A 13,732-nucleotide genomic window follows, 5' to 3' on the forward strand; every position below is an offset into this window, starting at 1 on the left:
TTTTTTGTATAAAATACCGTTATATTATTAGAATAAAGTATAAATAAAATCATATATATTCATTTTACTAATAAATGACCTCATGCTATAATGAAGGAAACTAAACCTAAACTTATAAGCAAGGAGTGGGATTATGGGAAATATTAGAAGAGTATATGTTGAAAAAAAGAAGGACTATGCGGTTAGGGCAAAGGAACTAAAAGAAGAATTTGCCGACTATCTTTCACTTAAAACAATTGAAAATGTAAGGGTGCTAATCAGATATGACATAGAGAATTTGGATGAGGCTACCTACAAGAAGTCACTTGGCATAGTATTTTCCGAGCCACCTGTGGACTTACTCTACGAGGAAGATTTCCCGCTTGATTCTGGTGAAAGAGAGTTTTCTGTTGAATATCTTCCCGGTCAGTTTGACCAGAGAGCAGACAGCGCCATTCAGTGCGTTAAGCTCTTAAATAAAGAGGCTGAGCCTGTTATCCAGTCTGCTACTACTTATGTAGTAAAGGGGCAGATTACAGAGAAAGAATTTGAAGAAATAAAGGCTTATCTTATTAACCCAGTGGATTCAAGAGAAGCAGCAAAGAGTAAGCCTGAGACTATAGTACAGACCTTTCCTGAGCCAGAGGATGTAAAAATCTTTGAAGGCTTTATAAACATGCCTGAAAATGAGCTTAATGAACTTTACTCATCACTTAACCTTGCAATGACATTTAAGGACTTCTTGTTTATAAGAAAATATTTTTTAGAAGAAGAAAAGCGTAATCCAAGCGTGACAGAGATAAGGATGCTTGATACCTACTGGTCTGACCACTGCCGCCATACTACCTTCCTTACAGAGCTTACAGAGGTAGAATTTGAGGAAGGCAAGTACTCTAAGCCTTTGGTCACTAGCTTCAACGACTATAAGGAGAACTTTGCCTCCCTTTACAAGAACAGAGACGATAAATACATCTGTCTTATGGACATTGCTCTCATGGGTATGAAGAAGTTAAAAGAAATGGGCAAGCTCACAGATATGGAAGTTTCTGATGAGATAAACGCCTGCTCCATAGTAGTGCCTGTTGAAGAGACGCTTGCGGATGGCACTAAGCATACTGAGGAATGGCTCATCTTCTTTAAGAATGAGACACACAACCATCCTACAGAGATAGAACCATTTGGTGGGGCGGCTACCTGCCTTGGTGGTGCAATCAGAGATCCGCTTTCGGGCAGAGGCTATGTATATCAGGCTATGAGAGTAACAGGAGCAGCAGACCCTACACTTCCTTTGTCTGAGACACTTAGTGGTAAGCTCCCACAGAGAAAGATAGTGACAGGAGCGGCAGCGGGCTATAGCTCTTATGGCAATCAGATAGGACTGGCTACAGGCCTTGTAGATGAGATATATCATCCTGACTATGTGGCAAAGCGCCTTGAGATTGGTGCAGTTATGGGAGCTGCAAGAAGAAAAAATGTAATTAGAGAGAATTCAGATCCGGGAGACCAGATTATCTTACTTGGCGGACGCACAGGGCGAGACGGTATAGGTGGAGCAACAGGCTCCTCAAAGTCGCATACAACCAAGTCCATAGATACCTGTGGAGCAGAAGTCCAAAAGGGAAATGCTCCTACAGAGCGTAAGATTCAGAGATTTTTCAGAAGACCTGAAATAACTAAGCTCATAAAGAAGTGTAATGACTTTGGTGCAGGCGGTGTATCTGTAGCCATAGGAGAGCTTGCTGCAGGACTTCATATCAATCTTGACAAGGTACCTAAGAAATATGCGGGCCTTGATGGCACTGAGATAGCCATTTCCGAGTCCCAGGAGAGAATGGCAATAGTGGTTGACAGTAAAGATGTGGCTGCCATGCTTAAGTTTGCAGACGAAGAGAACCTAGAGGCTGTAGTTGTGGCTGAAGTAACTAAGGAGCCTCGTCTTGTTATGGAGTGGCGTGGCAAGGAAATAGTGAATATCAGCAGAGCCTTCATAGATACAAACGGAGCAAGAAGTGAGGCAAAGGCGAGGGTTAAGGCACCTGCTCCTGACATATTCTATGAGAACCATAGCAGGGAATTTGAAGGAAAGAGTCTTAAAGAGGCTTGGCTTTCAGTACTTAGCGACTTAAATGCCTGTGGTAAGAAGGGACTTGTTGAGAGATTTGACAGCTCAATCGGGGCAGCCACAGTTACCATGCCGTTTGGCGGAAAGTATCAGTTAAGCCCTATTCAGACTATGACAGCCAAGCTTCCAAATGATTTGGGAGAAAGCGATGTGGTAACACTTATGAGCTATGGCTTTGATCCTTATATCTCAAAGGAGAGCCCTTACCACGGAGCTGTCTATGCCGTTATCAATTCTGTAGCAAAGATAGTTGCAGCAGGTGGAGATATGAAGAAGATTCATTTCACCTTCCAGGAGTATTTTAAGAGGCTTGGTGATAAGGCAGAACGCTGGGGAGAGCCACTTGCGGCCCTGCTTGGTGCATACGATGCACAGATGAAGCTTGGACTTGCTTCAATAGGAGGCAAGGATAGTATGTCAGGAAGCTTCAATGACATAGATGTACCGCCAACTCTTGTAAGCTTTGCTGTAGATATAGGAAATGCTAACGACATTATCAGTCCTGAGCTTAAGAAGGCAGGGAACATCCTTGTTAAATTTAACATAGAAGAAAATGAGTACAGGCTGCCTGTATTTGAAAAGCTGATTGAGGACTATAATAAGATAACAAACCTCATACATAAAAAGCATATAGTTTCAGCCTATGCCCTTGGCAGATACGGAGTCTCTGAGGCTGTAAGCAAGATGGCTTTTGGTAACAAGCTCGGAGTAAAGTTTGATGAAAGTATTACCGACAAGGACTACTTTAAGCCTGACTTTAGCTCTATTGTAGCTGAAGTAAGTGCTGACAGCCTTGATGAGGTAATGAAGTCAGGACTTAATGTAACTAAGCTTGGTGAAGTTACTGACAGTGGCAAATTCCAGTTTGCAAATGCAAGTATAGACATAGAGGAAATGCTTAATAGCTGGCAGGAAAGACTGGAAAAGGTATATCCTACAAAGACAGGAGAGAAGGAAGCAAAGCCTGAGGAGAATATCTATGATGTAAGAAAAGAGGCTGGTTTTACACAAGCTTCAGACTCAAAACTTTACATAGCTAAGAATAAGGTAGCAAAGCCTAGAGTATTCATCCCTGTGTTCCCTGGTACAAACTGTGAGTATGACCTTACTAAGGCATTTACAAAGGCAGGTGCAGAGGTCGAGACAGTAGTATTTAAGAACCTTAATGCAGAAAATATCAAGGACTCAGCGGCAGAATATGTAAGAGCTATAAAGAACTCTCAGATAATAATGTTCCCTGGCGGTTTCTCAGCCGGAGATGAGCCTGACGGTTCTGCTAAGTTCATAGCTTCAGTATTTAGAAATCCTCAGATAGCAGAGGAGACCAATAGACTTCTTAAAGAGAGAGACGGACTCATCCTCGGTATATGTAATGGTTTCCAGGCCCTTATCAAGCTTGGCCTTGTGCCATACGGAGAAATCACTGAGATAAAGGAGGATTCGCCTACACTTACAACCAACAAGATAGGCAGACATATATCTCAGTCAGTATACACTAAGGCAGTTACCAACAAGTCTCCTTGGCTTATGAATGTAAGGCTTGGGGAGGTATACTCCATACCTGCATCACATGGAGAGGGAAGATTTGTGGCAAATGAAGAATGGCTTAAGAAGCTGTCCGCCAATGGGCAGATTGCCTTCCAGTATGCTGATGTAGAAGGCAGTGTGACCATGGACTGTGCTTTCAATCCAAATGGCTCATATAATGCTATCGAGGGTATAATCAGCCCTGACGGCAGGGTGCTTGGCAAGATGTGCCACTCTGAAAGAATTGGTGAAAATGTAGCTATCAATATAGTTGGAGGAAAAGATCAGGGTATATTTGAAAGTGGTGTAGAGTACTTCAGATAGATACTTATTATATGATGTGGGTGTCAAAAGTATTTGGCACCCAATGATACAGGATTGCTACAGCGTAGCTTTAGCAATTCTTGCAAAAATATTCGTAATCCGCTCATTTTTTGCAAAAAATGGCTGCTTACTCATATTTTTTGCGTGTCAAAAGATAATAATTTCTCTTGTAAGCAAGCCCCTCTCGAATTTTTATACTTTTGACACTGTATCATTATATTATTAAAGGGAGTTTAGCACTAAAAATAGTGCTAAACTCCCTTTTTTAAAATCGGCTCGTTAAAAGTCCTGTTACCGTTTAAGATTATTTGTTGTTATCCTATAAGCTTCCTGAGAGCGTATATCTGACTGATTTATGACAGTCTTGCCTTAAAGTCTTGATATCCGAAGCTTTTGATATTCTCCACACTACCATCCTTTTTAAGTACGGCAAGGTCTGGAAGAGGCATGCCGTTGAATGTGTTGTTTTTAACAAAAGAATAAATGGCCATATCTCCGAATATAAGCATATCTCCGATGTTCTTTTCTTCATCAAAGGAGAAGTCACCTATTATATCTCCTGCAAGGCAGGTACAGCTTCCAAGTCTGTAGTTATATTTCTTTTCGCCTGCTTCTCCTGAGGTAAAAAGAGGTGGTCTGTAAGGCATTTCAATCACATCAGGCATGTGGCAGGCAGCACTGATATCAAGAATCAGATTGGTAGTGTCGCCTGAGGTGGTCTTATCAAGGATAGTTGTTACTGAATAGCCTGCATTTAAGGCAACAGCCTCACCCGGCTCAAGATAGACTTCCACATCGAACAGGGACTTAGCCTCATTTATACACTTAATCAGCAGTTCTCTGTTGTAGTCATCCCTTGTTATATGGTGACCGCCGCCAAAGTTAAGCCATTTCATATTTTTTAGATATTTTCCAAAATTCTTATACACAACCTCCAAAGTATTCCTTAAAGGCTCTGCCCCCTGTTCACAAAGGGTGTGAAAGTGAAGTCCGTCAACACCGCTAAGTAGTGAAGCATCTTCTTTAAGAGCATTTTCAAGGGTACTTAGAGTGATGCCAAGCCTGCTTCCACTGGCACAGGGATCGTAGATTTCATGGCCTTCTTGCGTGGAAAACTCAGGATTTATTCTAATTCCTATACTAACTCCTTTATCTATACAGTATTTTTTATACTTCTTTAGCTGATTTACAGAGTTAAATATGATATGGTCGCAGATTCTTGTTATTTCCTCCATATCCTCATCCTTATAAGCGGGAGAGAAGATATGGTTCTCCTTTTTCATTTCTTCAGCGCCAAGCCTTGCCTCAAAAAGCCCACTGGCTGTAGCGCCTACCAGATATTCTCCTATGAGGGGATAGAAATAAAAGCCCGAAAATGCCTTTTGTGCAAGTAAAATCTTAGCGCCTGTCTCGTCCATCATAGATTTTAGAATCTTACAGTTTTCCTCTATCTTGGCTTCGTCTATGACGTAGCAGGGAGTTTTAAGCCCCTCAAATGCCTTTTTTAATTCGGGATAATTATTTGAAATCAAGTTAAACTCCTTTATATTCAAAGACACAGAGAGGTTTAATTCTCTGTGTCTGATGTAACCCTCTTATGGTACAAGTACAGGATTTTCTTCAACCTGCCAAGGAAGTCCCCATTTATTAAGTGCCTCCATATATGGATCCGGATCAAATTCATCTGTGGTATATACTCCGGGCTTTCTCCAAAGTCCGTTTAATACAAGCATTGAGCCTATCATAGCAGGAACGCCTGTAGTATAGCTTACAGCCTGACTTCCAACCTCTTTGTAGCAGGCTTCGTGGTCACAGATGTTGTAGATGTATATGCTTTTTTCCTTGCCGTCCTTCAATCCTGTGAAGATACAGCCGATATTGGTCTTTCCCTTTGTACGAGGACCAAGGGAAGCTGGATCAGGAAGGAGAGCCTTAAGGAACTGGATAGGCACTATCTCTTTGCCTTCATAGTTGATAGGGGTTGTAGAGAGCATACCTACATTTTCAAGGCAGTTCATATGTGTGAGATAGCTCTGCCCAAATGTCATAAAGAAGCGGATACGCTTAACCTCAGGCATATTTCTGCCAAGAGCCTCAAGCTCCTCGTGGTGAAGAAGGTACATATCTTTCTGCCCAACCTCTTTGAAGTTATACTCGCGCTTGATGCTCATTGCAGGGATTTCTACCCATTTACCATTTTCAAGGTAGCTGCCAGGTGCAGATACTTCACGAAGGTTAATCTCAGGGTTGAAGTTGGTAGCAAATGGATAGCCATGGTCTCCACCGTTGCAGTCAAGGATATCTATGGTATCTATCCTGTCAAAATAATGCTTCTTCGCATAAGCAGCAAATACGCTGGTTACACCCGGATCAAAGCCTGTTCCAAGAAGTGCTGTAAGTCCTGCTTTTTCGTATTTCTCAGCATAAGCCCACTGATAAGAGTAATCAAAAAGTGCTGAAAAGCCTTTTTCTTTGCAGCGCATTTCATAAGCAGCCTTCCACTCAGGCTCTTCTGTATCCTCAGGCTCATAGTTTGCTGTATCGATATAATGTACATTTGCAAGAAGGCAGGCATCCATAATAGCAAGATCCTGATAAGGAAGTGCCACATTAAGCACTGCATCAGGCTTGTAGCTCTTAATAAGCTCTACTGTCTTAGCTACGTCCATAGCATCTATCTCTGCAGTAGTAATAACAGTCTTTGTCTTACCCTCAAGCCGAGCCTTAATAGCATCGCATTTGGACTTTGTTTTACTTGCTATGCAAATCTCTGTGAAAACTTCGCTGTTCTGACAGCATTTGTGGATTGCAACCTGTGCAACTCCACCGCAACCGATAATAAGTAATCTTGACATTATTTTTCTCCTTTATTTTCTTCTTCTTCCAATATATCTTCAACATATTTAGGTAACATAAATGCGCCTACATGGAGGTTGCTTGTATAATACCAGGTTTTGATATTTCTCTTTTTCCACTCTTCAGGCTTGAAGTCTGTGATAGGGTGGTACTTTTTGCTGGCAAAGCCAAACATCCAGTAGCCTGAAGGACAGGTAGGGATATGTGCCTGATATACACGGCTTATAGGAAAGCTGGTATACACCTTTCTATGCATTGCCCTGAAGGCTTCTTCATCTTCATCAAAGAAGGGGCTTCCATGCTGGTAAACCATAATTCCATCGTCTTTAAGAGCCTTGTAACAGCTGCCATAGAACTCTTTGGTAAATAGTCCCTCTGTATGACCAAACGGATCTGTAGAGTCATTTATAATGAGGTCATATTCAGCCCTCCTGCCCCTAAGGAAGCGAAGTCCGTCCTGATGGGTTATATGAACCCTCTCATCATCAAACCCCTTTACTGCATCGGGGAAAAACTCCCTACAAACCTCGACCATTTGCTCGTCAGGCTCTACAACTTCTATTCGCTCGATCTCGGGATATGCAGTCAGCTCTCTGGCTACACCTCCGTCACCTCCGCCTATTATAAGCACCCTCTTTACATTTGGGTGTACTGACATAGGTACGTGGGCAACCATTTCGTTGTATACAAATTCGTCTGCTTCTGAGAAGATTATATCTCCGTCAAGCATCAGGAACCTACCAAATTCGTGTGACTGAAATACCTCTATTTTCTGGAATTCGCTTTCAGCGCTGTACAATTGCTTTTCCACGCCTATGTCCATACTAACATTTTCTGTGAATTCTTCAAAAACGTGGATGTTTGTATAATCGGACATCTTTCCTCCTTTCATAGGTTAAGTAAAATTAATACCAAAGGTAACAAAATGGAATAAGCAGATGAATAAAAATTATCCATAGCCCATAAAGCCCTCCCATCAATGCTCCGGCAGTCATCGGTAAAAATGCCGCTAAATTTGCAATGATAGCTATAGCCTTATAAATTTTTGATTTAGTAAATAGGCAAACCAGAATACAGCCATAAAAGCCACACCACAGCCACCCGTATGGATGACCAAGGTAAATATTGTTTAAAGACATCAAAGTTACAACAGGTAAAATGACACTTAGAATTATTCCAACATACTTTAGTGTAATCTTCATATTACTACCTCCAAATTCTAAGTTGTAGGGCTGTTGTGTTTGTTTTTTGACTGAGTTACGCCTTCGCTGATAAATGTCCAGACTCGCTCCGGTTTTTCTGCAAGGTGCTATTTTTAAGTTTTTACATGATTACGAAAAACCTAACGCGCTCGCTTTTTGGCAGTGACTCACACTTAGCAAATTGCGAAGCAATGAAGCTAAGTGTGTAAGTCCTGCCTATATAATAGCAGTCCACGATTGACGAGTGCTTGCACGAAGTCAGAGTGGAGACGGCGAACTATGCGGCATTATCAGCTCCGGCTGTTTGATTGATAAGTCGTCACAAACAAACACAAAAGCCACATGGGGGCAGGTTGGAGTGGCTGTCTTTAATTTGGTATTCTGGTTATTATTTGCATAAATTTAAGGTATCAGCTCCGTTTTTGCGTTGCTCAGAGGCGCATTGCGAAGCAGCTAAGCCTATGAGCAATGCAAAAAGGTAGGAGCGTCACTAAGATTACAAACAATCACATCAACCCTACAAATTAAAATTTGTCATTAGGATTGCAATATTTACTTTGCTATTTTATCAGCACTTCCAACCTCTTAACCTCAGGATCGGCTGTACCCTGCAAGCTGCATCCTTTTTCTTTTGCATACAGGATGTGGTCAACAATATCCTTTGTAATGAGCTCTCCCGGAGCAAGTATAGGAATGCCCGGTGGATATGCCATAACTGACTCGCCAGCTACCCTGCCGTATGCTTCCTTTATAGGCACAGACTCCTTTTCGGCGTAAAATGAATACTGCGGACTTGAAACTACCTTTGGAATAACTGCATCCACAAAGGCAAGACCGCTTTTCTCTCTGGCATACAGCCTCTTGATATCCTCAAGAGCACCAACAAGCCTTTCTATATCCTGAAGCCTGTCGCCTATTGAGATATAAGCCATAATATTTCCTATATCGCCGAATTCTATCTGTATATCATATTCATCACGGAGTAAATCGTAAATCTCAATTCCTGTAAGCCCAATGTCTTTGGTGTACACACAAAGCTTGGTTACATCAAAGTCATAGACATTCTTTCCGTCTATGAGTTCTTTTCCGTAGGCGTAGTAACCTCCTATGCTGTTTATCTCATTTCTTGCGTACTCCGCCATAGTTATAACCTTTGCAAAGCTCTCCATGCCTCTAAGTGCAAGGTTTCTCCTTGAAAGGTCAAGACTTGAAAGTAGAAGATAGTTAGCTGAGGTCGTCTGGGTAAGTCCTATTATCTGTCTCACATGACCTACATTCATATTTTCGCCTGTAAGTAAGATGGAACTCTGTGTGAGGCTTCCACCTGATTTGTGCATAGAAATAGCCGACATGTCAGCACCTGCACGCATTCCAGCGATAGGGAGATTGGAGCCGAAATAAAGCTGGGTTCCGTGTGCCTCATCAACAAGGACTTTGAGCCCTTTTTCATGGGCATAGTCGGTAATGCTCTTAAGGTCGGAACAGATACCGTAGTAGGTTGGATTGTTTACAAGTACAGCTACCGCGTCAGGATTACTGTCTATGGTCTCTTTGACCGCATCTATCTCCATACCGAGAGCCACACCTATCACAGGATGAATCTCAGGCTTTACATAGACAGGGATGGCACCACAGAGAATGAGTGCATTGATTACACTCTTATGCACATTTCTTGGGAGAATAATCTTGTCGCCTGCCTTGCAGACAGAAAGCACCATGGCCTGTACTGAAGCAGTGGTTCCGCCTACCATAAGAAAGGCATGAGCGGCGCCAAAAGCCTCAGCCATAAGGTCTTCAGCCTCTGAAATGACGGAAACAGGGTTAGAGAGGTTGTCAAGGGGCTTCATACTGTTTACATCAAGGGAAACACATTGTGCGCCAAGAAGTCTTACAAGCTCAGGGTTTCCGCGGCCTCTTTTATGTCCCGGTACGTCAAAAGGCACAACTCTTTTTTTCTTAAATGTTTCAAGAGCCTCACAAATCGGAGCTCTCTGCTGTCTGCTAATGTCCATCTCATTTTCCTCATATCTATATAATAAAAAGTGTGTGCTCGCACACACTTCGCGCGCGAGCGGTGCCGTAAGGCAAATTCCCCTGCCGCGAGCTGTGCATCCCTCGGAGAGATTTTTATTTGACAGTTAATTTCGGAGAAATTTCCTGTCAAATAAAAAAGCAGCTCAATCATCTTGAGCTGCACGTAGTTTCCTTTAAAATAGAATAAGTGCGTTAACTTCATTCAGAGTAGTCCAGCAAATATCAGGTTGCTGCTCTTATTGACGTTTCACAAGATGATAATGATTGTAGAGTAATCAACTTATAAAATCCGGGCTTCAAACCCTATCAATAATGTGGAATAACCACTACGGCAAGTGACCGCCTGTCCGTAAGGCAAAAACAAAAAACTTGGTCTGATATTTGCATGATGAATCACGCAACTATGTAGAATAATCATAACATCAAAGGGACTTAGTGTCAAGAGTTACGCCAAATTTATGTGCTAGAGAATCCATAAAAAGCTTAGCAAAAATTTGTAAAAAATTTGAGGTAATAAGTCTAAAAAACATAGAAAGTTTGAAAAACTTAAAAAGCTCAAAAATCTTCTTGACAATGGAGTAAGATGGGTCTAACATAGACCTATAAAAATAAATAGCATTCTTCAGGGCAGGGTGTAATTCCCGACCGGCGGTAAAGTCCGCGAGCATTTGCAGAATCGGTGAGCTTAGGCAATTCCGATACCGACAGTAAAGTCTGGATGAAAGAAGAAATAATAGGATATTAACTTATCCTATGTTTTTGCAACGTAATCAGCCCTGGCCAATCGGTCAGGGCTTTTTTCCTTAAAGAATGCGGAAAAGAGGAAGAGTGAAAAATAACTTATATTTTTGGGCGCACTTATATAAGGGGTCGCAAGATCCCTAAAATTGGTAACTATATAAATAAATGTTAGTTATCGTTGCGTTTTACTAACTTTGAGCTATCATAACCAAGGCTTTCAAGATAAGCAAAGACATTGTTTTCATTTAGAATCACACGCTCTATTTGATTTTTCGGAGACATAAGTTCTTCATAATCAATAGGATTAAACGGTTTTTCTTCTGAAACCATGTGATAAATGCATACTATCATCATTCGTGCTATGGCAATGATTGCTTTCTTATGACCACGGCGTTTTTTAACTCGACCATATTTGATTGCAAAATAGGTCTGCTTTTTGCTCTTGATTGCTGCAAGCGCACATTGTACCATCATAGGCTTTAAGTAATCTCCTGCTTTAGAAATCCGCACAGACTTCTTTTTACCGGCTGACTCATTGTTAGTAGGTGAAAGCCCACACCATGAGCACAGATGCTTTGCGTCATCAAAGATGCTCATATCTACGCCTGTTTCGGCAAGAACGATTGTTGAACTTAGTTCGGTCATCCCAGGCATTGTAGAAACAAGTTCAACGAACTTGTAGTAAGGCTTCATCCTTACATAAAGCTCAACTTCAGATTGAGTAATCATGCCATCAAGATACTCCAGATGGCTGCGGGCAAGTTCAAGCTTTTTAGCCTGATCAGATTCTATGTTGTACCCCCTGATTGCCTCAATGATTTCATCGGATTTAGCTTTTGCCCCTTTTTTAATGAGTCTGCGGACAGCTTTTTCATCAATGGAATCAGAAGTATGTGTAAGAAGATACGACATGATTTCTGTGGCTGTTTTGCCAAAAGGATCAGACAGTACACTGGCAATGCCGACATTGGAAACAGTCATGCAGTTTTGTATGCGGTTTTTCTCAGAAGATTTCATACATACCAGTTTGAAACGGTATCTTGCGATTTCACGCAGCTGTCTGAAGTCTTTAGGGGGAATGAACGAGCATCTGACAAGGTCGAATTTGTAGAGGTCAGCAATCCATTTGGAGTCTTTTTTATCAGTTTTCTTTCCCTTGATGGCTTTGACATATTTAGGATGGGTAAGGCAGACTTCTATGTCATTCTCGAGATAATTAAAAATAGGAATCCAATATTTCCCAGTGGATTCCATACATACATGATAACAATTATTCTCGATTAACCAGCTGTGAAATTTTCTAATATCTGAGTTGAAAGTAGAAAATGATTTTTGCTTGTACTCAGAGATTCCATCAGCATTTGTGATTACGATGGTTGCAACGATAACATTTTTGTGGACATCAAGCCCACAGCAGATGGAGTATTTTAACTTCATCATAAGTATCACCACCTTTATAAAAAAAGGATAGCAACATTGACTGTCATCCTGCGACTGAATAAACATGGTTTACTACCAATGATAAGAGTCCGGGCTCAATGTCCCACTTGTTTGTGCTTGTAAGGATGACGGCACATATAAATATACGGGGTCGAAAATAAATTCGCCACTCCTCCTCCCGTGCTCTGTAGTATATTGCTATCCTATATAGATATTATAAGACAAAGCGAGGAGAGGCACAACATTTTTTCATAACTTGTTTGTGCCTTGAGCGAAGCGAAAGGAATGGTAAAAAATATGGTTCTATTAGGTGGTTTGAAAGATGCAGCGGTTGAAAATTGGGGTATGGTAGTCATCTCACTTTTAGTGGTGGCGGCACTCATTGTATTGGCGTTCGTCACAGAAAGGGTACTTAAGAAAGAAAGAGAAGACGCATCGTTCAAAGTAAGGAATCTTGCAATAGTAGCAATGTTCTCAGCTATCTCAGCAGTGCTTATGTTGTTTGAGTTTCCTATTCCCTTCATTGCGCCGAGCTTTTACAGGATTGACCTCAGCGAGGTGCCCGTGATTATTGGTGCCTTTGCGATGGGACCTGTGGCAGGCATTGTTATAGAGTTTGTAAAGATATTACTTAATTTATTTATAAATGGCACATCATCCGCCTTTGTGGGAGAATTCGGCAATTTCGTAGTTGGTTCAGCCTTTGTTATTCCTGCGTCCATTATGTACTTAGCAAAGAAAACCAAGAAAAGGGCTATAATGGGGCTTGTAGCAGGAGTAATTACTACTACTGTAATAGGCTGTCTTGTAAATGCCTTTGTACTTCTTCCTTTTTATGGAGCTGCCTTTGGGGGCATAGACAAGATTATAGCAGCCGGAACAGCTGTAAACCCTGCGGTTAACAGCGTATTTGTCTTTTGTCTCATCATAGTTGCACCATTCAATATTATTAAATTCAGCATTGTATCTGTAATAACTGTGCTTATTTACCATAAGATTAGTTATTTGCTCAAGATGGGGAAATAAAGAGATATTCACGGAATTTAAACTTGACTTTTATGTTGTGATATCTTATCATATTCTTGAAGATAGAAATCCAACTAGTGCAAACGAACCCCCAGAGCGGCTACTCTGGGGGTTCTTCCAAATTTTAGGCGGTTAGGCTTCGTCGGAGAAAATTATATTTCCCACGGTCTTGAATTCTATACGAAATTGTGGTAGAATGTTGAAAGATATGTTTTGAAAGGAAGAGATGGTTATGTCTACATTAAGAATTGTTGTTACAGTTATTTATTGCATTATATGCATTGCACTTGCGGCTATAGTACTTTTACAGGAAGGAAAGCAGCAGGGACTTGGAAGCATTGGCGGTATGGCTGATACCTACTGGGGCAAAAATAAAAGCCGTTCAATGGAAGGTAATCTTAACAAGGCTACCACAGTTGTTGCCCTCGGCTTTATAGTGCTTTCATTTGTGCTTAATATGAAGTGGTAATTAAGTAGAACA

At 41.3% G+C, this 13,732-nt stretch carries 9 protein-coding genes and 1 riboswitch; of the genes, 3 read left to right on the top strand and 6 right to left on the bottom strand.

The window, feature by feature from the left end; all coding sequences use genetic code 11:
• Window positions 1-133 precede the first annotated feature (133 nt).
• A complete protein-coding gene (locus ACO6HM_RS07605) occupies window positions 134-3,952 on the top strand; it encodes a phosphoribosylformylglycinamidine synthase (protein WP_485390485.1) in 3,819 nt (1,272 codons plus the stop codon).
• A gap of 353 nt (window positions 3,953-4,305) precedes the next feature.
• On the opposite strand, the gene nspC is transcribed toward ACO6HM_RS07605, so the two are convergent.
• The 6 genes from nspC to ACO6HM_RS07635 all read right to left on the bottom strand — a co-directional run bounded on the left by nspC (window position 4,306) and on the right by ACO6HM_RS07635 (window position 12,225).
• Window positions 4,306-5,484 (bottom strand): carboxynorspermidine decarboxylase, encoded by a 1,179-nt coding sequence (nspC, locus tag ACO6HM_RS07610; RefSeq protein ID WP_485390486.1) that lies wholly within the window; start codon window positions 5,482-5,484, stop codon window positions 4,306-4,308.
• Window positions 5,485-5,547: 63 nt separating this feature from the next.
• Window positions 5,548-6,807: a saccharopine dehydrogenase family protein gene (locus ACO6HM_RS07615; RefSeq protein WP_485390487.1), complete on the bottom strand. Its 1,260-nt coding sequence runs from the start codon at window positions 6,805-6,807 to the stop codon at window positions 5,548-5,550.
• Complete coding sequence (gene speE / locus ACO6HM_RS07620) at window positions 6,807-7,685, bottom strand: polyamine aminopropyltransferase (protein WP_485390488.1); 879 nt, start codon at window positions 7,683-7,685, stop codon at window positions 6,807-6,809. The genes ACO6HM_RS07615 and speE overlap by 1 nt, the downstream gene beginning before the upstream one ends.
• Window positions 7,686-7,713: 28 nt before the next feature.
• The gene (locus tag ACO6HM_RS07625) at window positions 7,714-8,010 is read right to left on the bottom strand and encodes a hypothetical protein (RefSeq protein ID WP_485390489.1); all 297 of its coding nucleotides are present in this window, start codon (window positions 8,008-8,010) and stop codon (window positions 7,714-7,716) included.
• Between the two features lie 560 nt (window positions 8,011-8,570).
• A complete protein-coding gene (locus ACO6HM_RS07630; RefSeq protein ID WP_485390490.1) occupies window positions 8,571-10,022 on the bottom strand; it encodes an aminotransferase class I/II-fold pyridoxal phosphate-dependent enzyme in 1,452 nt (483 codons plus the stop codon).
• A 636-nt stretch (window positions 10,023-10,658) separates the two neighbouring features.
• Window positions 10,659-10,778: riboswitch (FMN riboswitch) on the top strand.
• Window positions 10,779-10,953: 175 nt separating this feature from the next.
• Entirely contained in the window at window positions 10,954-12,225 is a 1,272-nt protein-coding gene (locus ACO6HM_RS07635; protein ID WP_208427912.1) for an IS110 family RNA-guided transposase, read from the bottom strand.
• A gap of 285 nt (window positions 12,226-12,510) precedes the next feature.
• On the opposite strand from ACO6HM_RS07635, the gene ACO6HM_RS07640 reads away from it, so the two are divergent.
• Complete coding sequence (locus tag ACO6HM_RS07640) at window positions 12,511-13,251, top strand: ECF transporter S component (RefSeq protein ID WP_485390491.1); 741 nt, start codon at window positions 12,511-12,513, stop codon at window positions 13,249-13,251.
• A 232-nt stretch (window positions 13,252-13,483) separates the two neighbouring features.
• On the top strand, window positions 13,484-13,720 hold the full coding sequence (gene secG, locus ACO6HM_RS07645) for a preprotein translocase subunit SecG (RefSeq protein WP_208428034.1): 237 nt from the start codon (window positions 13,484-13,486) through the stop codon (window positions 13,718-13,720).
• Window positions 13,721-13,732: the final 12 nt, after the last annotated feature.

The organism is Catonella sp. (genome assembly GCF_057250765.1).

What these genes read in the sequence shown, in the direction of transcription:
- ACO6HM_RS07605 (WP_485390485.1), top strand. Translation starts at nt 134, where the DNA reads ATGGGAAATATTAGAAGAGTATATGTTGAAAAAAAGAAGGACTATGCG.
- ACO6HM_RS07615 (WP_485390487.1), bottom strand. Translation starts at nt 6,807, where the DNA reads ATGTCAAGATTACTTATTATCGGTTGCGGTGGAGTTGCACAGGTTGCA.
- speE (WP_485390488.1), bottom strand. Translation starts at nt 7,685, where the DNA reads ATGTCCGATTATACAAACATCCACGTTTTTGAAGAATTCACAGAAAAT.
- ACO6HM_RS07625 (WP_485390489.1), bottom strand. Translation starts at nt 8,010, where the DNA reads ATGAAGATTACACTAAAGTATGTTGGAATAATTCTAAGTGTCATTTTA.
- ACO6HM_RS07630 (WP_485390490.1), bottom strand. Translation starts at nt 10,022, where the DNA reads ATGGACATTAGCAGACAGCAGAGAGCTCCGATTTGTGAGGCTCTTGAA.
- ACO6HM_RS07635 (WP_208427912.1), bottom strand. Translation starts at nt 12,225, where the DNA reads ATGATGAAGTTAAAATACTCCATCTGCTGTGGGCTTGATGTCCACAAA.
- ACO6HM_RS07640 (WP_485390491.1), top strand. Translation starts at nt 12,511, where the DNA reads ATGGTAAAAAATATGGTTCTATTAGGTGGTTTGAAAGATGCAGCGGTT.
- secG (WP_208428034.1), top strand. Translation starts at nt 13,484, where the DNA reads ATGTCTACATTAAGAATTGTTGTTACAGTTATTTATTGCATTATATGC.